The organism is Parajatrophihabitans canadensis, assembly GCF_053764775.1.
This window is the reverse complement of sequence record NZ_CM132445.1, coordinates 898815-922639: the sequence shown is the minus strand read 5'-3', so window position 1 is coordinate 922639 and position 23825 is coordinate 898815. Positions and strand designations below refer to the sequence as shown.

The 23825-nt window shown below is 63.7% G+C and carries 23 protein-coding genes; 7 read left to right on the top strand and 16 right to left on the bottom strand.

Annotated elements, in window-relative coordinates:
- Positions 1-53: 53 nt before the first annotated feature.
- The 8 genes from ACSMXN_RS04435 to ACSMXN_RS04400 all read right to left on the bottom strand — a co-directional run bounded on the left by ACSMXN_RS04435 (position 54) and on the right by ACSMXN_RS04400 (position 7661).
- Positions 54-1079, bottom strand: a complete 1026-nt coding sequence (locus tag ACSMXN_RS04435; RefSeq protein ID WP_022913369.1) for an NAD(P)-dependent alcohol dehydrogenase — start codon at positions 1077-1079, stop codon at positions 54-56.
- Positions 1076-1786 carry an iron-sulfur cluster assembly protein gene (locus ACSMXN_RS04430; protein ID WP_022913368.1) on the bottom strand — a complete coding sequence of 237 codons (711 nt, stop codon included), beginning with the start codon at positions 1784-1786 and terminating at the stop codon, positions 1076-1078. The genes ACSMXN_RS04435 and ACSMXN_RS04430 overlap by 4 nt, the downstream gene beginning before the upstream one ends.
- Positions 1783-2841, bottom strand: a complete 1059-nt coding sequence (locus ACSMXN_RS04425; protein WP_022913367.1) for an amidohydrolase family protein — start codon at positions 2839-2841, stop codon at positions 1783-1785. The genes ACSMXN_RS04430 and ACSMXN_RS04425 overlap by 4 nt, the downstream gene beginning before the upstream one ends.
- A gap of 19 nt (positions 2842-2860) precedes the next feature.
- Positions 2861-3232, bottom strand: coding sequence for a propane 2-monooxygenase effector subunit MimD (gene mimD / locus ACSMXN_RS04420; RefSeq protein WP_022913366.1), 372 nt, complete (start codon positions 3230-3232; stop codon positions 2861-2863).
- The gene (locus tag ACSMXN_RS04415; protein ID WP_022913365.1) at positions 3229-4395 is read right to left on the bottom strand and encodes a toluene hydroxylase; all 1167 of its coding nucleotides are present in this window, start codon (positions 4393-4395) and stop codon (positions 3229-3231) included. The genes mimD and ACSMXN_RS04415 overlap by 4 nt, the downstream gene beginning before the upstream one ends.
- A gap of 30 nt (positions 4396-4425) precedes the next feature.
- Complete coding sequence (locus ACSMXN_RS04410) at positions 4426-5466, bottom strand: 2Fe-2S iron-sulfur cluster binding domain-containing protein (protein WP_022913364.1); 1041 nt, start codon at positions 5464-5466, stop codon at positions 4426-4428.
- Positions 5467-5686: 220 nt separating this feature from the next.
- On the bottom strand, positions 5687-7339 hold the full coding sequence (locus tag ACSMXN_RS04405) for a methane monooxygenase (RefSeq protein WP_022913363.1): 1653 nt from the start codon (positions 7337-7339) through the stop codon (positions 5687-5689).
- A gap of 82 nt (positions 7340-7421) precedes the next feature.
- Positions 7422-7661: a hypothetical protein gene (locus ACSMXN_RS04400; protein ID WP_027139450.1), complete on the bottom strand. Its 240-nt coding sequence runs from the start codon at positions 7659-7661 to the stop codon at positions 7422-7424.
- Between the two features lie 274 nt (positions 7662-7935).
- Here ACSMXN_RS04400 and ACSMXN_RS04395 point away from each other — a divergent pair, with 274 nt between their 5' ends.
- The gene (locus tag ACSMXN_RS04395; protein WP_022913361.1) at positions 7936-9726 is read left to right on the top strand and encodes a GAF domain-containing protein; all 1791 of its coding nucleotides are present in this window, start codon (positions 7936-7938) and stop codon (positions 9724-9726) included.
- Positions 9727-9769: 43 nt separating this feature from the next.
- On the opposite strand, the gene ACSMXN_RS04390 is transcribed toward ACSMXN_RS04395, so the two are convergent.
- Both ACSMXN_RS04390 and ACSMXN_RS04385 read right to left on the bottom strand, forming a co-directional pair.
- Positions 9770-10444, bottom strand: coding sequence for a GPR1/FUN34/YaaH family transporter (locus ACSMXN_RS04390; RefSeq protein WP_022913360.1), 675 nt, complete (start codon positions 10442-10444; stop codon positions 9770-9772).
- A 218-nt stretch (positions 10445-10662) separates the two neighbouring features.
- Positions 10663-10884, bottom strand: coding sequence for a hypothetical protein (locus tag ACSMXN_RS04385; protein WP_022913359.1), 222 nt, complete (start codon positions 10882-10884; stop codon positions 10663-10665).
- Between the two features lie 250 nt (positions 10885-11134).
- Between ACSMXN_RS04385 and ACSMXN_RS04380 the strand changes: the two genes are divergently transcribed.
- Complete coding sequence (locus ACSMXN_RS04380; RefSeq protein WP_022913358.1) at positions 11135-11467, top strand: putative quinol monooxygenase; 333 nt, start codon at positions 11135-11137, stop codon at positions 11465-11467.
- Positions 11468-11529: 62 nt separating this feature from the next.
- Here ACSMXN_RS04380 and ACSMXN_RS04375 read toward each other — a convergent pair whose 3' ends face one another.
- The 3 genes from ACSMXN_RS04375 to ACSMXN_RS04365 are packed head-to-tail and all read right to left on the bottom strand — an operon-like array spanning position 11530 to position 15246.
- Positions 11530-12066, bottom strand: coding sequence for a glutathione peroxidase (locus tag ACSMXN_RS04375; RefSeq protein ID WP_022913357.1), 537 nt, complete (start codon positions 12064-12066; stop codon positions 11530-11532).
- Between the two features lie 54 nt (positions 12067-12120).
- A complete protein-coding gene (locus ACSMXN_RS04370) occupies positions 12121-12996 on the bottom strand; it encodes a metallophosphoesterase (RefSeq protein WP_022913356.1) in 876 nt (291 codons plus the stop codon).
- Between the two features lie 3 nt (positions 12997-12999).
- Positions 13000-15246 carry an AAA family ATPase gene (locus ACSMXN_RS04365; protein ID WP_022913355.1) on the bottom strand — a complete coding sequence of 749 codons (2247 nt, stop codon included), beginning with the start codon at positions 15244-15246 and terminating at the stop codon, positions 13000-13002.
- Between the two features lie 150 nt (positions 15247-15396).
- On the opposite strand from ACSMXN_RS04365, the gene ACSMXN_RS04360 reads away from it, so the two are divergent.
- Entirely contained in the window at positions 15397-17247 is a 1851-nt protein-coding gene (locus ACSMXN_RS04360) for a DNA polymerase (RefSeq protein ID WP_022913354.1), read from the top strand.
- Positions 17248-17254: 7 nt separating this feature from the next.
- Here ACSMXN_RS04360 and ACSMXN_RS04355 read toward each other — a convergent pair whose 3' ends face one another.
- On the bottom strand, positions 17255-18550 hold the full coding sequence (locus ACSMXN_RS04355) for an EAL domain-containing protein (RefSeq protein ID WP_022913353.1): 1296 nt from the start codon (positions 18548-18550) through the stop codon (positions 17255-17257).
- 313 nt (positions 18551-18863) lie between these two features.
- Between ACSMXN_RS04355 and ACSMXN_RS04350 the strand changes: the two genes are divergently transcribed.
- The 4 genes from ACSMXN_RS04350 to arfB are packed head-to-tail and all read left to right on the top strand — an operon-like array spanning position 18864 to position 22453.
- Complete coding sequence (locus ACSMXN_RS04350) at positions 18864-20420, top strand: aminopeptidase P family protein (RefSeq protein WP_022913352.1); 1557 nt, start codon at positions 18864-18866, stop codon at positions 20418-20420.
- Positions 20417-20986 (top strand): MarR family transcriptional regulator, encoded by a 570-nt coding sequence (locus ACSMXN_RS04345; RefSeq protein WP_022913351.1) that lies wholly within the window; start codon positions 20417-20419, stop codon positions 20984-20986. The genes ACSMXN_RS04350 and ACSMXN_RS04345 overlap by 4 nt, the downstream gene beginning before the upstream one ends.
- A gap of 58 nt (positions 20987-21044) precedes the next feature.
- Positions 21045-22055 (top strand): DMT family transporter, encoded by a 1011-nt coding sequence (locus ACSMXN_RS04340; RefSeq protein ID WP_022913350.1) that lies wholly within the window; start codon positions 21045-21047, stop codon positions 22053-22055.
- Positions 22040-22453: an alternative ribosome rescue aminoacyl-tRNA hydrolase ArfB gene (gene arfB / locus ACSMXN_RS04335; protein WP_081649122.1), complete on the top strand. Its 414-nt coding sequence runs from the start codon at positions 22040-22042 to the stop codon at positions 22451-22453. Before ACSMXN_RS04340 ends, arfB begins: the two co-directional genes overlap by 16 nt.
- On the opposite strand, the gene ACSMXN_RS04330 is transcribed toward arfB, so the two are convergent.
- Entirely contained in the window at positions 22416-22751 is a 336-nt protein-coding gene (locus tag ACSMXN_RS04330; protein WP_022913348.1) for a hypothetical protein, read from the bottom strand. The two genes, arfB and ACSMXN_RS04330, sit on opposite strands and share 38 nt — an antisense overlap.
- Entirely contained in the window at positions 22748-23617 is an 870-nt protein-coding gene (gene mca / locus ACSMXN_RS04325) for a mycothiol conjugate amidase Mca (RefSeq protein ID WP_035943866.1), read from the bottom strand. Before mca ends, ACSMXN_RS04330 begins: the two co-directional genes overlap by 4 nt.
- Positions 23618-23825: the final 208 nt, after the last annotated feature.

Below are 23825 nucleotides of genomic sequence, written 5' to 3'. Positions count from 1 at the left end.
CGGTGTTTGTTCTAACGGATATGGTCGGCGGTCTGGTGGCGACGGGCTTCTTCTTACGGCACGAGAATCGCCCTCCCGCGCACTTGCCCGGTGTCAAGGTCGTGCAACGCTTCTTGGGCGGCATCCAGCGGATACGTCCTCGTGTGCAGGGTTACCTCTCCGCTCTGCGCCAGCACCATCAATTCCGCCAGCTCGTTGTAGGTTCCGACTATGTTGCCGATGATGTTGCGTTCAGTGGAGATGATGTCGAGCGTTGGCATGGTCAACGTGCCGCCGTAGCCGATGATGAAGCAAGACCCGGCCGGACGAGTCATGGCAAAGCCTTCGTTCTCAGCGCCCTCCTCGGCGACGAAGTCCAGCACTACCTCGGCGCCGGCGCCGTCGGTCAGATCCTTGACCACACCTACCTGGCCGCCATCGGCCACGACCGTCTGGTTTGCCCCAAGCTGCTCGGCAAGCTTGAGGGCGGCCGGATTGCGATCAACGACGATGATGTTCGCAGCCGTAAGTGCGCTCAGGCATTGGATGCCGATGTGTCCCAGACCGCCGGCCCCGATCACCACGCAGGTCGTCCCCGGATACAGCAACGGAATCGCCTTACGCACTGCGTGATACGCGGTGATGCCCGCATCGGCGAGCGCCGCAACGTCTTGGGGTTGAGTATCGGAATCGAGCTTCACGCAGGCCCGCGCAGACGTCAGCAACAGCTCAGCCATCCCGCCGTCACTGTCGAGACCCGGGAATGAACTGTTGACGCAATGCATATCCTGGCCGGCGCGACACGCTCGACACAGCCCACACGTCGGCGTCGGGTGCAGGATGACGGTGTCACCGACCGCTACGTTCGTGACGGCCGAGCCGATTTCGTGTACCCACCCGGCGTTCTCGTGCCCGATCGTATAAGGCAACGCGACGTTCATCGCCTGCGCCCACTGGCCATCGATGATGTGCAAGTCCGTGCGGCAGACTCCCGCGCCGCCAACCTTGACGACGACATCGAGCGGGCCCTTCACCCTGGGTTCGGGCACCTCCTCCACCACCGGCTGTTCGTGATACGCGTGTAGCCGTACTGCCTTCATGCCGAATCCTCCTGATCATTCGCGGTCTCTTCAGCAATGCCGTAGCGATCACGCAACAGGCCACGACAGACTCCACTGTTGGCTTCGACGCTGACCCTGGTCAGCCGCGCGCGCCTCAGATGCATTTCCAGCGATGGCCCAGCCACTGCCTCGCCGGTGCCGGCATCAATGATCAATGCCGCCTCGTCCGAGGCCGGCAGGCCGAGCTCGGCGCGCCGGGATCGCAGCCGTTCTCGGTCCACCGACTCCGGTACCTCACCGAGGGTCAGATCAGTGAGCTCCTCGGCAGTCTTGCCCGCCGCCAGCAGGGGACGGCACACCCGGTCAGTTCCGGCCAGTACCGCCTTACGCAGAAAGTCGGCTCGTAGCTCGTCCAGTTCAGCGGCGGCGAGACCATCGAAGGACTGGACGAATCCCGAGCGCGCCGCCACCCCGCCATTGATCGCATCCGAGGCGAAATGATCGTCAAGGACGACCTCCGCGCGCGTAACACCTTCGACGCCACTGACCGCGTCATAGGCGTCTGCAACCATGAGAAAGGCGAAGTTCGGTGCACAGAAATAGGTGGGTAGCCGGAGATGAACTCCGGCTACCCCCTCAGCGGAAACGGTGCACGACGCGACGAAACCCAACGAGGTGACGGGTTCGTCGAGTTCGGGGTCGCGCACCGCCTCCAGCGCGGCCAGCACGGCGGCCGCGTCAGTCACACCACGGCTCCATCGTCTACCAGGACCGCATCGTCCTTTGCGGCCGGCCGGCCCGCTTCGGCCGGAAGTTGCGCCTCCGCGGGCACCTCGATGCCATACAGCCGCGCCGCGTTCAGGCCGAGAATCTTCTTCTTCGTTGCGGTGGTCACTCTCGGGTAGTCGGAGAACTCGTCGCTGGGGTAGTCCCAATCGACGAACCCTTCGATCTGCCATTTCGGTTCCCAGATGCCGTAGTCGCTGCCGAAGGTCATCTTGTCCTCGCCAACCCAGAACAGCAGCTCGCCCATCACCTTCGCGAAGAACTTGGGCCGGGCGTGCATGAGGCCGCCTATGACAACCGAAAGGCCGGCGTACACGTTGGGTTCCTGCGTTGCCATGAAGCAGAAGTCCTCGATGCGAGGCAATCCGACATGCTCGACGATGAAGTTCAAATCGGGAAAGTCCGTTGCGGCATGGTCAACGTCAGCGACGTCGAAGGCATCCTTGTCCAGCGGCCAGATCGTTGGGCCCTTGTGTACGTGAATGTTCTTGATGCCGAGTTCCTGGCACTTGTCGAAATACCGATATGCTTCCGGGTCTTTCAACGTCCAGCCTCGCGAGCCGTCTCGCCACTCGGCGGTGTAGAGCTTGACGCCTTTGGAACCCCAACGCGCAACATTGCGCTCGAGCTCGGCGAATCCGGCGTCACCCTCACGCGGATCGAAGCGCGTGTTGACGATGAACTTGCCCGGATGCTTGTCCGACAATGCGCCGTTTCGCTCTGTGGTGTTGAACCCCTCCGCGTACCACTCCTTCAGATACGTCGGCTGAAAGATCGCAACGTCGACGTAGCCGTCCTCGAAGACATCTTTCATCAGGTCCTGCTCGGAGTATTTCTGAAAGTGCTCGATGGTCCAATGGGTCTCAACCGGCCCCAACGACTGGTAGGCGTGGAAGCATTCGATCCAGCCCTTGGCGAACTGCTCTTGACCAGCCACCCAGTTCTGCGGGCTGGCGTCCCAGAAATGCATGTGGCTGTCGACGATGAAGTACTTTTCGCCATCCTTTTCGTACACGAGTCCTCCTCTTCCGGGATCAGTTCGAAGCGAGAAGATCGAAACCGAGATATTCGGCGGCATCCTCGGGATTGGCGAACATGATCGTGCGATCGTCCAAGTGGATCATCCGGCCGTAGTGGGTGGACATGTTCTCTTCGAACTCAGCCGAATCGAAGAATCCGGGTTCTTCGCCAAGGGCCTCTGAGATCTCGTCGTAGACGAAGTCCATGCGCCGCTCTGCGTCCACTCGGATCATGGACGGCAGTGGCATCACCCGCACCCCAGGCTTGTCCTTCATCACCGAGGCGACAACAACGCCCACCTGGTTGTTCATCAGCGTCACGCCGCACATGTTCGATGAGGTGTTGTCCGACTTGAATGGGCTTTCCGCCGTCGTGAACGCGCTCACTGGGTCAACTCCTTCGGGTCGCGCAGGCTCAGCTCGTTGAGGATTCCGCGGAAGCGGTTCTTCGCGCGGTCCAGGCCGTCCTCGAATCGCGGTGGCTTGGAATCCGGCTGCGACCACAGCGGTTGCAGTTCCCGGGCTGCCGTGATGCAGCGCGGCACCCAATCCGACATCCAGCCGTCCATGATCGCGGTGTTGTAAGCGGCGAACTCCTTGTCATTGGTCAGCAATTCGAACATCGCCTTGGTGTAGCGAAGGTCGCGCTCGGCGTAGTCGTACTCCCCCGCACCTACGACCGTCGGGGTAACGAAGTCACCGTTCTTCGGAGCTGCCTGCTGGACCAGGTTGCTACGGAAGAGCTCACCGACCAGCGGCTCGAAGATGATATTCGCGACGAAGATGGCCTCGGCCCAGTCATCGATCGTCGTCATCTGTTCAGAGACGCGCCGCACACCCTGCCAGGCGGGGTCGCTGTTCCAGGTCTCGATGTGTGCGGCTCCGTCGAATCCGTCGATCTCCTCGGTCAAGGTCAGGTTGTACAAGGCCAGATCCTGAGCGAACCTGATCCGGTGCATGCTGTTCACCGAGATGGCGTTGTTGTGCATGTTCGTCGGAGCGCGCCGGTTCGCGTTGGCGAACAAGTAGAGGCCCAGTCCGTGCTCGACGTGCATCCACGCGCCGACGTTGCGCTCTACGAAGTGCACCCAGTTCGGATTCCACTGCTCGAAGGCCTTCGTCTGGCGTGCGGTCTCGACGTTCTGATTTATCTGGCGAACCACATTGGAGTTGTACCGGTAGAACGTCAGTTCCCATTCCTCATTGGGGTCGCGGAACTCATGCCAGCCGTGAGCCGGCCAGTCGTAGCCCTTGCCGCCCGAACCGGGAAAGCGTTCTGGTTCGGGTCGGTCGACGCCCCAGGCCTTCAGGACGGTCCAGTCCAGCGGATATCCGCCGCGCCCGTCTGAGAATCCGTAGAGCCAACCCTGGCTGAGGTAGTGCCTCGGGTCAGGCTGGACCTCGACCGTGACGTCCTCGTAGTGGGACTGCCGCCGCTTCTGCGGCGTGTAGTAGTTGTAGTTACGCGACGTCGAATCCGGAAAAACCTTCGCGCCCGCCTCGGCGTCGGTAAAGACGGGTTTGGGGGCACTGCGTTCCATGGTGGTCATGTCAGATCTGCCTCGCTTTCCCTTTTGCGGTCAGGACGAGCCGGTAGTGGTGAACTTGTCGTAGTAGATGTTCTTCTCGGGCGCGCCCAGTGAAATGAGCAACTCCATGGCCGCTTCGACCATCGGCGGCGGGCCACACAGGTATGAATCGGTACCGCTCAGATCAGATTCATAGCGCTTCACAACGTCGGTGATGAGGCCGACCTCGCCCTCCCACTCGTCCTCGTCAGTAGGTTCGGAGAGCGCGGGGACGAAGCGAAAGTTGGGTAGTGCATTTTCGATATCGCGGAGATCCTTCTCAAAGCACAGATCGCGCCGCCGTCGAGCACCGTAGTAGTAGGTCGCCTTGCGGTTGCTGCCCTTCTCGGCCAGCGACCGCAGGACGGACAGGATCGGCGCCATGCCGGCCCCACCGCCGATGAAGACCAGATCTGAGTCGCGCCCGTCGCGCAACGTGAAAACCCCGAACGGACCGGTCAGATCGAGCCGGTCGCCGACCGCGAGGTCGGCGTCCAAGAACTGCGAGAAGAGTCCGTCCGGATAGACCTTGATCACGAACTCGAGGTGCCCGGACTCCTTGCTCGAGGTGTTGGCCATCGAGAAGGACCTGCTTGCCTCGCTCTCCGGAATTGCAATGTCGACGTACTGTCCGGGGAAGTAGGCGATCTCGTTCGGTTCAACGAGCTTGAGCACCAGGTGTCGCATGTCGTGGGTGACCGACTCGTTGGAGACCACCTCGGCAACCGCCTTGAGGATCGGATGCCCGGAGCGGATCATCTCTTCGTCATAGTTGAGCAGTTCGATGGTCACGTCCTCATAGACATGTGCACGGCACAGCAGCGTGAAGCCTTCTTCCTTTTCGAAGTCGGGCAGAGCGAAGGTGGAGTACTTCTCCAGCTCGATGTCTTCACCGTCGAGGACGAAGGATTTGCACGCTGCGCACTGGCCCTCTTTGCAGCCGTGCATGAGCATGATGCCCTGCTCGAAGGCCGCACGCAGGACCGTTTGGCTTTCATCGACGTCGATTTCGATACCGACCGGCTCGAAACGCACCACATGCTTGCTGTCCATGACTCCCTTCCGCACTTCAATACCTTGGAAGCAGAAACGCCTGCCGCCAGAACTCCTACGGCCGAACGACCCTGCAGACGAACGACCCTTCAGACGAGCGCCCCTGCAGCCGAACGACCCTGCAGCCGAAGGCGGAGACCCGACGGACGTTCGTCGGGTCTCCGCAGTCCGTCAGACCAGTGCCGACATCAAGCGGTGCCGATATCAGGCGGTGTCGACATCAGGCGGTGGCCGTCGACGGACGTCCGGCCGGGCCTTGGCGGATGTAGTCGGCGTGGAACTCTTCGCGCTCGGCCGGCGACATCTCGTTGAGCAGGACGTTCGGGCTCAACAGCGGTGGACACCGACGCAGGTGATCCAGCGTCCACATCTTCTTCGGGTCGAGGTTCAGGTGCGGTTGGGCGACGAGCGTCTTGCCGTCGTCGCGGACGTAACCCATATCCGACACCACGTCGGCCCAGTTCCAGCCGTGGTAGAGCGTCTCCCACTCGCGCTTGCCGATCAGCTGACCCATGTTGGGCGTCTCACGCCCCTGGTAAGTAGGACGGAACGCCACTGTGTCCGTCCACCGGCACGCTTCGTGGCAGTACGTCCGGACCTGGCCGTCGACCTCAGCCATCACCATGTCCTCACGAACCAGACAGGGCACCATGCAGGTCCAGCAACGACTCGGGTAGACGTAGTTCACGTCCTCGAGCGCGATTGGGTTATGGCCGTTCGCCACCGATAGGCGGGCGTAGTTCTCCCACCAGGCGCCGTATTTGTCGTACCAACCTGGGTATTTGTACTCGAACCACTCGAAGTCCTCATCGGTCATCGGGTCGATCCGCCAGTAGTTGGCAAGCCAGCCGGTCGCGAAGAACTGTGCGACCTCATGGACGTAGCCCTTGTTCCAGATCTGGTTCCAGGCTTCCTCGATCAGGTCATGTGGGATGACCAAGCCGTACTTCTCCAGCGGCACTAGGTAGCTGCGGTAGTAGTCGTCATAAATCCAGCGGCGCCACATCTCGGCGTAACTCTCGCGGTCCTTGCGACGGTCCTTTGTGCCGTATTCGATGAACGTCCCGATTGCCGCGTCTACCACCCGGTGGTTGTTCCACCAGGCGTAACGCAGATCGCGCTCGAGCAGCTGGTGGTTGCCTTCGTCGGCCAGAGCCATCAGCAATGTGGCGTAGCCATTGCTGATATGCCGGGACTCATCCGACTGCACCGAGTGGAAGACCGTCGGCAACAAGTAGTCGCCATTGGCCGCTGCTTCTGCTGGCATCGCCACGAACAGCGTATTGGTGAATGCGGTTTCTGCCACGATTGTCAGGTAGATGCTCGCGGCCGTAATGGCGTCACCAGTGATGAAACCCTCGGCAAACTGCCGCCCGATCGTCCCGCAGTAGTCGTTCTGGAAGTTTCGCAGACTGCTGTTGAAGCCTGCCGGGTCGATGTAGTTGTTCATGTACAGGCGCTTGAGGTTCTGCTGGATCGTTGAGTGCCTGACCTCGTCGATCATCTGGATGGCCTGACCGTTGTGCAGTTCCGGATTGGGAACGGTGTTGAACAGCAAGGGCATCGCACGGGCAGCGGAAATCTCCGGCAGTGGGATGATGCTCAGGAACAGCTTCTGCCATTCCAGCCACCTCTCCTGAACCTGTCGGAACATGTTGCCGCGGATGGCTCCATCGGCGGCTCCGTAGACACGGTGATCCTTCTCTTCCTGCATGGGGAAGTAGGAACGAAGAACCTGCTTCAGCGGATCCTTCTTCCGTGCCTTCTGGAACGTGTAGTCGGTGCCGTATTGGGAAACCGGCTTGTGGTAAAGGGGTTCCCAAGCCAGCTCCTGGATCTTCTCGTGAGCCTTGGCCACGCTTTGGCGACTCATTGCCACACTCCTCGGATCGGCTGGTCGGTCAATGGCAATCTCACTCGCCGCAAGGCCGCCGGCAGGTCTCAGAATGAGACGATCAATCGCTTTCGAAGACAGCAGCCCGAATCTCTGCCAGGTGCGCGTGCACGTCCCGCATGATCTCGCGATTGCCTTCTGGTGTCGGCTCGATCCCTAGCGCCAGCAGCAACGCTCGCGCGGGTGGCCCCGGATCCCCGCTCTCGCCGAGGATCGGGTGCAGGCCATCCTTGGCAAGCTGTGTGAAAACCAGGTTTACAACAGTCCACGGGTTGTAGGTCTCCTGCTCCAGACTGCTCATCTCGCGATCTCCCTCGCTGAACCAACGTCGCCGCACGCCGCACACCGAGGTTGGTTTCGGCGGGGAGCGCAGCCGGTGAGTCGGCCGATAGCTGCCGGTATATACCGATACTGCTGGATCAGTGCGTCTCAATATGAGACGAACCTGGACTGGCGGGGAAGGCTATCGTAGGGCTGTTCGACGCTACGCCCATTCTTGCGCGCGCAAGCTCTGAGGACTCTCGGTGGCTGCCGCGGGAGGCAGCAGGAAATCGCGGCGAAAGGTGGTAACAGGCATGGCGCCCCTGAAGGACGATCTCGCAGACACGCGAGTGCGCTTCCTGACGGCAGAACCGACCGAGGCGAGCCGCGTTCGACCCGCCATCCTCGCCTCCTGGCGACGCTCCCGCGACCTGAAGGTGGCCGCGGACAAGATCGAGCTTCCTTACATCCGCGACCCAAACCTCGACACTCGGCTCACTCGCAGTGCTGAAGGCGTCCTCCGGCGGCTGCATGAACAACTGGATGGGCAACCGGTCAGCATCATCCTCACAGACGCCACGGGTCTGGTTCTCAGTCGCCGTTCGGCCGATCCCGATCTCGACCGCCATCTCGACCGGGTCTTGCTGGCGCCAGGCTTCAGCTATGCCGAGCAGTTCGTCGGGACCAACGGCATCGGAACCGCGCTGGAAGCCGGCACCGCGACGCACGTCTTCGGTCACGAACACTATGCCGAAAACCTCGAGGACCTCGCGTGCGCCGGGGTTCCCATCCACCACCCGATTTCCGGGCGTACGGTCGGCGCGATCGACCTCACCTGTTGGCGCAAGGACGCCGAGTCGCTGTTGCTAACCCTCGCCAAGACCACGGCGGACCAGATTCAGCAGGCGCTGCTGGCCGATTCCGGTTTGCACGAGCTCGAACTGTTGCAGGCCTACCGCCGGACCTGTCGCCGGCTGACCGGAATCGTGTTCGCGCTGACCAGCGACGCGGTCATGTTGAACGATCATGCCCGCGCCGTACTCGACCCCGTCGATCAGGCGGCATTGTTCGCCCAGGCCGCGCAGGCCACCGAATCCCTCGCCTCGGGGGAACGCTGGTCAGCCGGATTGCGGTTGCCCACCGGCGCTGCCGCGCGAATGTATTACCAGCAGGTCCGGGTAGGTGAGCAGCTTGCCGGCGTCGTCGTCCACGTCAAACTCGGCGAATCAGAGAACCAGCCGGCTTCAAGTAAGGATCCGACCGTCCGGATGACACTTCCCGGGCTGGTTGGCAATGCCCCACTGTGGTTGCGTGCCTGTCACCAGGTTGAAGCAGCGTTCCTGTCCGGCGAATGGCTCGCGGTCGAGGGCGAGTCCGGGGTCGGCAAACTGGCGGTGCTGCGCGCGGTGCAACTTCGCCGCCAGCCATCTGTCAGGTTCGCGGTCATAGATGCTGCCGAGGCAGACTCTGATTCGGATTGGCTTGCCAATACCCGCAAGACGTTGACTACCGAGGCCGACAGCGTCGTCCTGAGGCACGTCGACCTACTAGACGCCCATCGGTTGCGAGCACTGTCGGCCTCGCTTCGAGACGCACAGGCTGCCGAACGTGCTCATCCCTTGTGGGCCGCGGTCACTCTCACGAATCACGGCGACGGCAAGGACCTCAGCAACCTGCTCAGACACTTTCCCACGACCGTCGCACTCCCGCCGCTACGCCTACATCTTGAAGATCTGCAGCAACTCGTCTCCTTCTTTCTTGCCAGGCTCGGCCATGGCGGCCAGGTGGCCTGCTCGCCCGAGGCGATGCGCCTGCTGATGCGTTCGTCCTGGCCTGGCAACGTTGAACAGGTACATCAGTTGTTGCACGAGGTTCTGCAACACCGGCGAGCAGGCTTCATTCAGCCCGATGACCTGCCTCCGGCGGCGCGAACCGTAAGCAGGCGATTGCTCAGTCCGCTCGAATCGATGGAACGCGACGCTATCGTGAAGAGCCTGTCGGACGCGCACGGTAACAAGGTCAAAGCGGCGCGATCACTCGGAATGTCACGGGCGACGATCTACCGCAAGATTCACGAGTACGGCATCGTCCTCGGCACTGATTAGGCCTCAGCCGACGACTGGTCGGCTCAGCTGATGACTGGGCGGCTCAGCCGATGACTGGGCGGCCTAGCGGAACCGTCGGGCCGCCGGTTTCGGTTGAGGCCAGCGCCAGGTAGATGTAGACGCCGACTGCGGCGAACGCGAACACCAGCACGCCACCGACCTTCGTCAGGTTTGACGAGCCGTTGATAGTTGCTGCTATCAAGACCGCCAGGGCTGCGTCGATCAGGACGAACAACACGGTAAACGCCAACGGAAGCCTTACCGTCGCAAGCGTCAACATCACCAAGATCACCAGCCAGGTGATCAGGTACAGGCCCTGGGTATGGACCGCTGCGGACGCCGAGATGGCGAACCAGTTGTGGGTCAGTCCGAGTACGAGCGCGGCGTAGCTGAGCCAGAAACCGGCGAAGATACCGAACACGCTGGCCACCATCGTCTGCCCAACCGCCGCGGCCCAGACCGTGCTGATGACCAGGCCGACTCCGGTGGCGGCGCCGATGATCGGGATCGAGGCGCCGACAGCGCTCGGCGGCACGTACCCGATGAGCACCAGTCCGAGAGCAACCGAGCCGGCAACGAAAACGGGAACTCCCACAGATCCCGGATTGCCGGCGAAGAAGGCGGCGGACGGGGCAGTGCTGAGGTCGACGGGTACCGGCGTGGACGGCACCGCCTGGGCGGACCCACGTTCGGTGAGGACTGCGGTGTGGCTCGTCATTGCAACTCCCTCGATTCGTCGCACGAACCGTGCAACTTCCAACGTCGGTTGCCACCTGCCAGATGTGGCAAATGTGGTGTGCTGATATGGCGAGATGCTGCCCGGTAGGTGGCCCGATCGGTGTCTCAATCTGATATTCGCCAACCCCGGGGGCAGAATTGAACCCGGACGCGGAATGGTGACCGAGGGTCAGCTGAGCGAGGCACCGATCGAACCACTCAGGTGATGGAGGCACCGATCTGAACCGAAGTGGCCAAGACCGCAACGAAGGCGCAGCACAGCTGAACGTAGATCGCATTTGCCTGCCACCAGCGAACCCGCCGGCGACAATGGGCCGGCAAGACTTGGACATCGGCCAGCCGGGCGCCGAGCATCGCCAGCCACAGTCCCAACGAAACGAGCACTGCACCCGCAAGGATCGCCATCGCTGACTCAGACATCAGCTGACTCAGACATCAGGTGCCACCTCCGTCGGTGCGACCGGGCAAGGTCTCGCTCGGCTCAGTCCCCGGCTATGCGCCCCTGAAATGTCTGCCTCAACGAGGCCGTTCGTCGTCTCAATTTGAGATTTACCGGCCTGGCCTTCGGCCATAAGCTGAGTTCACCGTCGGGCGGCGGCAGGTCCACCGGCCGAAGCGCTGCTGACTGCCTGAACGAGCGCTGAACGAGCGGCCGAGAGGAAACGCCAGGATGATCTTCATCGTCGTCAAGTGGCCAATTCGTCCCGAGCGCAGCGACAAATGGCTGTCGCTGGTCGAAGACTTCACCGCGGCCACCAGAGCCGAGCCCGGCAACCTGTTCTTCGAATGGTCCCGAAGCACCGAGGACCGCAACGTGTTCTACGTGGTGGAGGCCTTCTCAGATAGTGAGGCCGGCGCGGCACACGTCAATTCCGACCACTTCAAGACGGCGATGTCATGGATGCCTGATGAGGTGTCGGCAACGCCGCAGATCGTCAATGTCGAGGTGCCGAGTAGCGGCTGGTCGACGATGGCCGAAGTACAACCCCGGTCGGCTACCTGACCGGCGAACTTTGCCGTTAAAGGAATGCGAATCGACGAGAGCGGAAAGGGTGAAGCCGTCCGTCAGGAAAGTAGCGCGTCCAGATCGGGACGAATGACCTCAGGAGTGACCGTCGGCTCGTAGCGGCGGATGACCTCGCCGTCGCGACCAATCAGGAACTTGGTGAAGTTCCACTTGACCTCGTCGGTACCGATGGCCTCGGGTCGGGATTTGCTGATGTGGTCGTACAAAGGGCCACTCTCCGGACCGAAATCACCCGGGGCCTCGCCGCGCAGGTAATCGAAGAGCGGATCAGCATCGGGCCCGTTGACCTCGACCTTGCTGAAGATCGGGAAGGTGACGTCGAAGTTCGTTGAACAGAACTCCTGAATCTCTTCGTCAGTGCCGGGTTCCTGGCCGCCGAACTGATTGCACGGAAAGCCTAGGATCTCCAGGCCACGGTCTTTCTCGTCGCGATAAAGCGCTTCGAGCGCCTCGTATTGCGGCGTCAAGCCGCACTTACTCGCAACGTTGACGATCAGCAGTACGCGGCCGGAATAGTCACTCAGCTTCTGGGTCGAACCGTCGGTCGTGGCGACAGCGAAGTCATGGGCGCTCATGTCGTTGAACGCTACACCGAATGGATCTTCGGCGAATCCCCACCGAAAGAGGATTCACGTCACACCCTCGTCGGTGACGACGACCGCCGATCCCAGTACCAGCGGTGCCCATTTGACGCCTGCCCGCGCGCCGAGCACCGGGTCAATACCGACAATCTGGCGATCGCCGAAGCGGGTTGTGCTGTGCCTGCGATCGAAGTCGAAGTCGGTGTCGCCCAGCGCATTCGGGCTGGCGTACCGCCGACCAGATCGCCAATCGAGAACGGTCGAATGACCGTGCACCTGTGAGAAAGGCATGCTCACGTGCTGCCAGGATGGCAGCAGCTCGGTACCGGCAGCAGCCCACAACGGACCGGCCGCTAGATCGATCACTCCGTTTAGCATCTCGCCGGCCCGCAGCACCGCGGGTTCGGTCGCGGTACCGACCATCGCATTCAGGCGACGAGCGGCTTCGGCAGCCGAGATCGGAGAATCGAGATAGCAACGCCAGAACCCCTCGGTCAGGCCCGCGTGGGTCACCAACCATTCCCCCGCTGGTGTTGCGACAGCGACCGCCGGGGTCATGGCACCGGTGAACCACCAGTGCCGCAGGAGGTTCGCGCTCTCGTCGTCGAGAGTCTCGGGCCACTCGAACCGCGGACGCGGCTCCAGATATTGCGCCTCATGGTTGCCCGCCAACTGGAACCATCGTCCGGGCTGCGCTGTCCGTATCTGGTGCACCAGTTGAACGGTGCCGGCTGAATCAGGACCACGGTGAACGAGGTCACCGAGCTGCACGACCGTGAGATCGGCCGGCAGTATCAGCGAGTCGGGGTCGGCGCCTAGTTTTACCAGCTGCGAATACAGCTCGTCGACGTGCCCGCCGACATCGCCGAACACCGCAACCCGTCCGCCGACCGAGCCTCGGTCAGAAAGGCTTGGTCCACCCATCGACTACTGCTCGCCCATCCCTGCGGGCAGCGGCGAACCATAGAGCACCCGCAGGCGTTGGGTAGGACGGGTGATTGCGACATACAAGTCGTTGATGCCCTGGCTCGATTCACCCACTATTTCCGCGGGTTCGACGACGATCACCACGTCGAATTCCAGCCCCTTGGCCTGGCGGGCGGTGAGGACGGAGAGCCCGACCGCCGCCGCGGCGGCCGGATCGGCGAAGTCGTCGCTCTTGGCGAAGTCCGAAAGCGCAGGCACCACCTGGGCGCTGAGGGATTGCGGCACCACGACGGCGATCCGACCAGAGGTGAGTCGCTCGAATTCCTCGGCCACAGCGTCCCGAACTGCACGTACGTCGTGGTAATCGATCCTTTCCAGCGACGGCGGGAAGTCGCCGGTCCGCGCCGATTCGGTAACAGATGCCTCGATCCCCGCGTGCTGCAGCAACCGCTCGGCCATGGCCATCACCAGGCCGGGCGTGCGGTAATTGACCGTCAGTTCTTCACTCCGCCACCGGTTGCCGACGTACGGGTCGAGCATCTGTCCCCACGATCGGGCGCCGGCCGGTGAACCGGTTTGAGCCACGTCGCCCACCACGGTCATGGACCGCGACGGACAACGGCGCATCAGCATTCGCCATTGCATCGCCGACAATTCCTGCGCCTCGTCCACGACCACGTGGGCGTAGACCCAGGCTCGTTCCTCCCACGCGCGATCGGCTATCGAGCGGCGCCGGCCGGTACCGCCGAGATACCGCTCGGCGAGCGCGTCCGCGGTAACGACCGCCTCGGACTCGCCGGCAAGATCGAGAACTCCGCTTGCATAGTCGACCTCGTACCCCCGCTCGACGGCAGCCTGCGCCGCTGCAACCTTGCCGGGCTCATCGTCCTCGCCCAACAGCTCCGCGAGTTCGTCGAGCAGCGCCACGTCCTCTGGCGTCCAGGGCGCACTGCGATCGCGCTGAAGGCGCTGCCGGTCCTGTCGTGAGAGTTGCGGCGCCGCCGCGTTCAATCGCGCCGGATCGGCATAGAGGTCGCGTAACACGAGCTCGGGTGTCAGCGGCATCCAGCAGAGATTCACCTCGCGGCGTACCGCTGGGGAATCACGCAAGGCGTTGATGAACTCGTCGCGGTTCTCCGGGCCGAGTTCGGTCTGCAATGCCTCGGCCAACCGCCGTGCGAGCGATTCGAGCATGGCCTTGACGAAAGTCACCCGGGCCACATTGTGGGGCTTGCGGGTACCGCGGGCCCGATAGCGCGCGGCGGCGACATCCTCCGGGGTCAGGCTGATACGGGTTCCGTCGAGGTTGATCTCGCGAGCCGCATCGGGCACTCGCTCGCGCTGGGCGACGGCGCGAGCGAGGACTTTTACCATGTCCGCCCGGCCCTTCGTCACGCTGACAGCCGGTTGCTCCTCGGCGACGGCGTCGACGCCCGGATACAGCTGACCGGTGGTTGCCATCAGCACGCCGGTCTCACCCAAGCTTGGCAACACCTGTTCTATGTAGCGCAGAAAGCGGTGGTTGGGCCCCACCAGAAGTACGCCGGAGGACGCGATGCGCTCGCGGTGTTCGTACAGCAGATAGGCCAGCCGGTGTAGCGCCACCGCAGTTTTCCCGGTTCCCGGGCCGCCCTGCACCACGAGTATCCCGGGCATCGGAGCGCGGATGATCCGATCCTGTTCGGCCTGAATCGTTGCGACAATGTCCTGCATCCGACCGGTGCGGGTGGCATTCATGGCCAACATCAAGGCGCCGTCGCTGTCGAGCGTCGTCCGGGTGAGGCCCGCCTTGCTGAAGGCGTCCAGATCCAGGATTTCGTCGTGCAGATCGGTGACTCGACGGCCTACGGTGATCAGATGCCGACGGCTGATCGCGCCGTGCGGATCAGCCGTGGTCGCCCGATAGAACGCCTGCGCGGCCGGAGCACGCCAGTCCAGCAACAGGCGGGTGCCTGACTCATCGGCCAAACCGACCCGACCGACGTAGCGTCGTGAATCATCGGCCATGTCCAGGCGCCCGAAGCAAAGGCGGTCCTCGACTGCGTTCAGGCGCTCTACCCGTTCACTATGCATCGCAATGAACGCATCGCGCTCGGTCAGCGCCGCCGGCGTGCGTGCCGTCGTCGAGGTGCGCGCATTCTGCAAGGCAGCCGCAACCTCGGCGCGCAAACTGTCCAGTCGCTCGTAGAAGCCGGAGACGGTCTGCTGTTCGTGCGCCAGCTCCGCGGAGACGCTGGGGTCGGTCAAGGTTCCCCCCTATTACAGCTTGCCCGGCTTGCGACCAGTTGCTGGACGGCCGCCCGACGGACGTCCAACCCCGATGGACATCCAACATAGTCTTCGCCCCCACCGGGCTGAGCCGTCGGGCAGTCGGTCGCTGTTGCCTACACTCACACGATGGGCTGCTCCGCGGACGAGCAGAACCACAGCGACGCGGGCCCCTCGGTTGATGAGCTACTGGACGAGTTGTCCCGGCAGGGTCTGCAGCGCGGCGCTTTTCTAGCCGCTGCGATCTGCGCGGGTGGTGTCGGCCTCGCTTTCACCGGCAGGAATCACACGACACAGCCAGCGGCAACTCACCTGGGCGCACCTCAAGGGCCTTCCACGCAACGACAGGCCACGCTGACTACGGCCGATCCGATCGCGGCGATCGGTGCGATCGAGAATCGGTTCCGCCCGCGGTGGATCTGGTGGAGCAACGACACTCCGAAAGCACTGGCCGGCCCGGCGGGCGAGCTTGGCGTGCGGCTGGCGACCTGCTGGGATCTGTCGGCCGTGCACCGGTTGCTCTTCGGGGGGTGGCGGGCCGATCCGGGTCGGATCTGGGCTGCGCTGCAGGGCTTGAGTGAGCATTCGCTGCCGACCACAGGGCAACTGGATCTGCTCGGCGCGACCGGCGACGAAGGCGGCGACACGGCCGATCCGGTTCAGCCTGACGGGCATTTGCGTCCGGAGTGGACGACGGGCGGCTGGGCGCGCTCCCCGCAGAGCTGGTCGCGATGGGCGGCTATCGCCGCGGTGGCTTGTCAACAACAGCTACTGCTACTCAATGCCGCTGATCGCCCCGCGGGGCGAAACGGTCGCGCCGAGGCGACAGCACGGTCCGAGTCTGCTGCGGAATTGCTTTGCGCTGAAATGGGATTAGCTGGACTACCGATGGACGTCGAACGCGCCGAGTCGCTGCTGTCGGCGTATATCGGCGGCCGGCCGAGCGACGCCGAGGACGTGCTACGAATCCGGCATCGCCGCGACGACGAGGTCAAACGGCATGTCCCTGGCATCGAAGTCGATTTGCGCAGTCCGGCACAGGTCAAAGCCATGCTCGCACGAGTCGGCATCGATGTTGCGAACACCAGATCCTGGCGCCTCGAGGTATTCCGCGGGGCGCACCCGGTGGTCGATGCGCTGCTCACTTGGCGGCGGGCGGAGCGATTCGCCACAACCTATGGCTATGACTGGCTGGACAAGAACGTCGGAGCGGACGGGCGCCTACGGGGCATCTGGACGGGTTGCGACGGCGGGGCCGGGCGGATGACCGCCTCTGCAGGTCTGCACAGCATGCCCGCCGAACTGCGTCCTGCGGTCGCGGCGACCGCGGGCAATGTCTTCGTGCGTGCCGATCTCGGCCAGATCGAGCCGCGGGTGCTGGCAGCCGTTTCAGGCGATCCGGCGCTCGCGGCGACCACGCAGGACGACGATCTGTACGCTCCGGTCGCTGACCGGCTGCGGGTCGAGCGCTCGGTGGCCAAGGTTGCTGTACTCGCGGCGATGTATGGCCAAACGTCAGGAGCGGCGGGCGAGGCGCTCAAGGGTTTGGAATCGGCCTATCCAGTGGCGATGCGATATCTGAAGACCGCCTACGAGTCCGGACGGGCTGGACGAGCCGTTTACACACACGGCGGACGCTTGATCAGAATGTGGCCGACTCCGCCCGATCTCGATGAGCTTGCAGAGCGGGCGAATCTGGCCGCGCGCGGCCGCTATGCGCGCAACGCCGTGATTCAGGGTGCTGCCGCGGAATTCTTCAAGGCCTGGGCGGTCACGGTTCGTTCTCGGGGTGCGGTTCTCGGCGCCCGGATTGTGCTGTGTTTGCACGACGAACTGCTGGTCCAGGCCCCTGAGGACAACGCCGCGGCGGTGGCCCAACTCGTCGACGATTGCCTGGCCGAAGCCGCACTCGGGTGGTCCCCGGTGCGTTTCGTTGCCGATGTGAGCGTGATCCAGCGCTGGTCCGAGGCGAAGGGCTGAAGGTTGCTCAGCCGGCCTTGGCGATGGAGCCGTTGCTGGGCATCCGCTGGAGAACACTGGCGATGTGCTCGGCCAGGATTCGCGCTTGCGCCATATCGTGGCTGCTCCAACGGCGGTGCGTGCGGTGCCGGAATTCGAGCAGGCCCAGGCGCTTACCGCGCGAGATCACCGGCGTCAGCAGCAGGCTTTCGATGCCATCTGCCTGCATCACGAACCGTTCGGCCGCGTCGGACAGCGGGTCCTGCAAATGGGCCTCGGTCATGACACCGGTGTCGAGCGCGCTTCTCGAGGCGGGAAAATCTGCGAGCGCGTAGAGCCCCGAGTCGACTTCGTCGCCAGCGCAGCTGATCTCGCGCAGGACGTCGCCGCCGTCCAACGTGGACAGCGCGATGATGTCGATGCCCAGGTTGTCCGAAGCCGCCACCAACGCGGCTTCCAGGTCTGCAGGCTGCACGCTGGCGGCCAGGGCGGCTGTCACGCTGCGGATGCCGCCGCCCGGTGATATGGCCGCGACCGCGAGTTGCTTGCGCATCAGCTCGCCACGGGCGATCCGGCAGGACTCCATGGCGTTCGGCATCTCCCAGGGCAGCGTTGCCGCTGGTGCACCGATGTAGTAGCCCTGGGCGTAGTCGACATCGAGTTCGGCGAGCGCGATCAGGTCTTCGAGGCTTTCGACACCTTCGCCGAGCACCTTGGCACCGATGCGACGGGACAGGCTCACGAGGGCTTCAATGACCGCGCTCTGCTCGACGCTGGACCGAGCACCGGTCACGAGGCCGCGGTCAAGCTTGACGTAGTCCGGTCGCAGAGCGGTCAGACGAAGCAGGCCAGCGTAACCGGTACTGGCGTCATCGATGGCAATCTTTGCGCCCCGGTCGCGCAGCTCGTCGAGAGCCATCCGCAAGGCGGTCAGATCGACAGAGGCATGCTCTGTGATTTCGATCACGATGCCGGTCAAATCGCCCATCAAGGCCGCCTGAACGGCCACATGTTCGAGCGCGTCGGGGCTGACGTTGACCGTCATCGTGATATTGCCCGGAAGCTCGAGGCGCGCCTTTCGAAGGGCGGCGCGTAGACACGCCGCTTCGAGTTCTGGACCTCGCCCAGCAGCGTGCGCGAGCGCGAACGTCTCCTCGACCGGGGTGTGCGGCTGTGAGGGAAAGCGGGCCAAAGCCTCTGCTGCTACAAGGGTTCCGCTGGAAACGTCGACGATGGGCTGCAGCACCATCTCTACTGCACCGAACAAGCTGCTGCGTCGCGCCGCGGTGGCGCTGAGACGACTCGGCGGGCGTCTGAGATACATGGTCGACCTCTCAACTTGATCGTCAGACCCCCGACTGACTATCTGGCCCCAGCTGGGCTAACAGAGAATATACACACGTGTTGGCTAGGTAAGGAAGCTTGTTTTAACGACGTGAACATACTGCGGGATCCACCCAGCCGCGACATGAAACCAAAACCGCCGATCCGCGCCATATCTGTCCCTCCGTTCGCTGCGCGAGACAAACGCCGCTAGCCGCGTCATCAAGCGAGACGACGAACCTCAACCTCAACCAATGGTTGACGGTATGAGTTTTACTCATGCCCTGCCCCCTCCCGCTGCCTAGACTTAGGACATGAATAACGACGAGCAAGCCGCGCAAAGCGAGCAGGACGGATCGACGTCCTACGACATCCCACTGCCGGACGGCTTGCGAAAGGCCATTGCCGAGAATTGGGAGCCTGCGCCGCGGATGCCGCACCCTGCTAACCGGGACGGAGTTACCTCGTCCGGGGCGGCTAGCTTCGCCCGCAATCGGGCCGCGTTGTCTGCTCGGTTGCCGCGCGAGTTGATCGTGGTGCCGGCCGGCGTCCTCAAGGTCCGGGCAAACGACACCGAATACCCCTTCCGCGCATCGTCCGCCTTCACCTGGCTGACCGGTGAAACCGTAGAAGGCGCGGTCCTGGTCATGGTGCCCAGCGGCCCGACCTCCCAGGCCGCGACCGGCACCGCAACCCACACGGCACCGGGTAGTCATCAGGCGACGCTCTACGTCCGCGAGTACTCCGGCGCAGGCGAGGTCGGCTACTTCACCAACCGCATGTTCGGCGCGCTCTGGGTCGGCAACGTGCCCACGGTTTCTGAAACCCAAAGCGTGCTCGACATCAGGGTCCGGCCGCTCAGCGAACTGGCGTCGGATCTGCGCGGCGCACCCGGCCATCCGGTCTTGAGCTTTCCGGGCGTTGACGCAACCGTCGATGCCCTGTTGCCGGGCACCACTGGCAGCACCCGAAATGCGAAGCTGGCCGAGGCGATCGACGAACTGCGACTGACCAAGGACGACTGGGAGGTCAGCCAACTACAGCTCGCCTGCGATGCCACAGCGCGCGGTTTTGCCGACGTAGTCGCCGAATTGCCGGCGGTGCTTGCTGGCGGAGGCAAGCGCGGCGAACGCTGGCTGGAGGGCAGCTTCTGGCGCCGGGCCCGGATGGAGGGCAACGAAGTCGGCTACACCTCGATCGTCGGCGCGGGCCAGCATGCCACGACGCTGCACTGGTGGCGCAACGACGGTGATATCGCGCCTGGGCAGCTGCTGCTGGCTGACATGGGCGTTGAGGTGGATTCCTTGTTCACCGCCGATGTGACGCGCACGCTACCTGTCTCGGGCGAGTGGACTCCGGTTCAGCGCCAGCTGTACTCGGCGGTGCTGGAGGCGCAAGAAGCCGGTATCGCCGAGGTCAAGGCGGGCGCAGACTTCCTGGCGGCACACAAGGCTGCCATGTGGGTGCTGGCCGATCACCTGCACTCGTGGGGGATCCTGCCGGTCAGCGCAGCGGTCTCTTGCGCCGAGGACGTCGAAGCGCCCGGAGCAGGACTGCACCGGCGATACACGTTGCACGGAGTCAGCCACATGCTCGGAATCGACGTGCATGACTGCGCTGCCGCTCGTGACGAGACCTACCGCAACGGCGCCTTGGGTTCGGGCTACGTGCTAACCGTCGAGCCGGGCCTGTACTTCCAGCCCAACGATCTGTCCGTGCCGGCCGAATGGCGAGGCATCGGCATCCGGATCGAGGACGACATCCTCGTGACCGACGGGGCCGCCCGCAACCTGTCTGGCGCGCTCCCGCGCGAGCCCGAGGACGTCATCGAGTGGATGCGTGACGCGCAGTCTCGGCCCGCCACGCCGTGATCCAGGATCTGAACCAAGAGGGTCTGACCCAACAGGATCTGACCCAACAGGATTCGGGCGTAAGCAGATCCGAGCAGCTGAGCGGCGACAGCGTGTCGGTGATCCGGGCGCAGTGGGCGAGTGAGCGTCCGGAGCTCGAGACCACGCCGATGGGCATCTTCGGCCGGATCGCCAAGTTGTACCGGGCGCAGATCGAGGCCAGCGAGATGGCGCACCGCCATCTGGGAATCTCCCAGGCCGATGTGGACGTGCTGGCGACGCTTCGGAGGTCGGGGCCTCCCTACCGCTTGACGCCTTCGCAGCTGACTGCGCAGATGATGATCTCGTCAGGTGGGGTCACCCAGCGGGTAGACAGGCTGGCGCGCTTGGGTCTGGTCGAGCGGTTCCCACACGAATCCGATCGCAGATCGGTGTCGGTGGGCCTGACTGCTGAGGGCGCGGACCGCATCGATCAAGCGATGCCGCTGCATCTGGAAGCTGAGCGAGCGATGCTCGCCGGTCTGGATTCGGCCGAAATCACGGAGCTAGGCATCCTGCTAGCGAAATTACTCGCCAGCGTGGAATGACAACGGGCACTCCCTGAGTTACCTTAGTACTAAGATACTTAGCGCTAAGGAGCTTTCCATGCCGACTTTCGCGGGCAACGTCGCCCTTACGGCGCTCGGTCCGGCCATCTGGGGCACGACTTACTACGCGACCACGAACTGGTTGCCCAGCGGCTATCCGATCCTGGACGGCGCCGTGCGCGCGTTGCCAGCCGGGTTGGTCCTGCTCGCCGTGCGTCCGCAACTGCCGTCTGGAAAGTGGCTGTGGCGGATAGCGGCGCTCGGCATGCTGAATGTCGGCCTGTTCTTCCCACTGCTATTCGTCGCGGCCGAACGCTTACCCGGCGGCATAGTCGGGGCGATCGGCGCGGCACAGCCGCTCCTGGGGCTCGTACTCACCCGCGCAATGATCGGAACCTCGATTTCAGCCGCGTCGCTGGCTGCGGGGGTGACCGGAGTCCTGGGGGTGAGCCTGCTCGTACTCAGAGCCACTGGAAGGGTGGATCCGATCGGTCTGCTGGCCGGCGTGCTCGGCACCGTGTTGATGGCGACCGCCATCGTGCTGGCCAAGCGCTGGGGACCACCGCCGATGTCACCGATCACGCTGACCGGCTGGATGCTCGCGGCCGGCGGCATCGTCCTTGCCCCTGCTGGACTTGCAACTGAAGGCTGGCCCGCGCAGCTGAGCGCAACCAACTGGTTCGGTTTGGCTTACACCGCAGCGATCTCCGGTGCGCTGTCCTACTACCTCTGGATGCGTGGCGTCACCGTGCTGCCAGCGTCGGCAGTAAGTTTCCTGACGCTTGTGGTGTCTGTCGTCGCCGCGACGATCGGCTGGGTCGCCCTCGGCCAGTCGCTCAATGCGCTGCAGTTGCTCGGACTTCTCATCGCCTTGGGCTCTCTGGTCGCCGGCCAGCTCGCCAGCTCTGCGACCCAGTCGAGAATGCGTTCGACGGCCGCGAGCGGGTCGGCGACAATGGATGAGTGGCCGCCACCAATCAAACAAGCTCGGCTCGAACGAGCTCCGAGCGAATCAGCTCAACTGGCGACCTCGTCGTTCCGGCCGGTCCCGGCCTGCCGACTGGATTAGTCATCCCGGCCGCTGAGCTGGTCGAACGGTTCTCGCGGTCCTCCGGGCCAGGCGGTCAATCGGTAAATACCACCGACAGCCGGGTCGAACTCCGCTTCGACGTGGCCGGTTCGGCGGCTTTCAGCGACTTGCAGCGTGCCCGCGCCCTGCACGGCCTGTCTGAACGGCTGACCGATGGCGTACTGAACATCTTCGCCTCGGAGCAGCGTTCTCAACTACAGAACAGACTCGCGGCTCGGGCGCGGCTGATCAACTACCTGCGCGACGCGCTCGCACCGCCACCGCCAACCCGGCGACCAACGCGACCTTCTCGAGGCGCGCGTCAGCGGCGCCTTGATGGCAAGAAGCGCCGCGCTGTGGTCAAGGCCGGTCGGGGTCGGGTCCGCGAGCATCCTTAGGTTTTTCTTGTGCCTGCGATTCAGCCGGTGCTGCTGACCCCGCCGCTGCGGCCGGTTTGGCAGTCGTGCTCATTGATGTCGGGTCAACGCCGCTCACGGGCACGCGAGCGGCCGGATCACCAGTCGGCGGCGGGTCGAACGATTCCGGAACCCGCTTGATGTGGCGGTTGAGTGACTTCCACAAGAAGTAGACGGCAATACAGAGGATGAGGACGACGAAGAGGCCGATCGGGCTCCCTCGGTCCTTGTCGTCATCGGCCAGCAAGACCTGCGCCGCCGCAAAACCCGCCGTGCTCATTCCGCGGTCGCCTTCTCTCTGATTCCAGCGAACAGATCGTCCTCAGGAAGTTCGGTGTCGACCAGCGACCGGGCGAGTTCGAACTGCTCCCAGGGAAATACCCGACGCTGAACGTCCAGCGGAACCTTGAAGAAAGTGCCTTCTGGGTCAACCTGAGTCGCGTGGGCGAGCAGCGCAGCGTCGCGCCGTTCGAACTGGTCGGCGCAATACACCCGGGTGGTCACATTCGGAGTGCGCCGGCCAGCGCTGCGCTCTTCCCACTTCTCCAGCCACTCTTTGAACGGGGACTCGAGTCCGAGCTCGGTCATCGCGGCGGTCAACGCCTCGAACCGCTCCCGTGTGAACGTCACGTCGTAATAGAGCTTCAACGGCTGCCACGGCTCACCTGCGTCGGGGAAGCGGTCGGGATCACCGGCCGCCTCGAAGGCCGCGACCGACACGTTGTGGCACATGATGTGATCCGGGTGCGGGTAACCACCCTTCTCGTCATAGGTGGTCATCACGTGTGGGCGGAACCTGCGCACGATCCTGACTAGCGCCTCGGTGGATACCTCGAGCGGTGTCAGACCGAAGCAGCCCTCCGGCAGCGGTGGCGGCGGATCACCCTCGGGAAGGCCAGAGTCGACGAAACCCAGCCATTCGTGGTCGACACCGAGAATGGCCTGGGCCCGGGCCATCTCAGCACGGCGAACCGCGCTCATGTTGGCCTCGATGTCGGCCCTGCCCTTGAGCGCCGGATTGAGGACATCGCCTCGCTCGCCACCGGTGCAGCTGACCACCAGAACTTCGCTGCCCTCGTCGATGTAGCGGGCCATCGTCGCCGCACCCTTGCTCGATTCGTCATCAGGGTGCGCGTGCACGCACATCAATCGCAGCGTCTCGGGACCAGCCGACGGCAGGTTGCCGGCCGCATCGCCGGTCTCGCTCGCTGGCTTGGTTTGCTCGTTGGTGGTGGACACGGCCTCCATTCTCCCCGATCCTGGAGCAAAGCCCACACAGGCCGGGTGGATGGGGCCGAAAACACCATTGGCGTTGCTTTCAGTCGGTGATTTTCGCCTAAGTACGGGGTCCAGT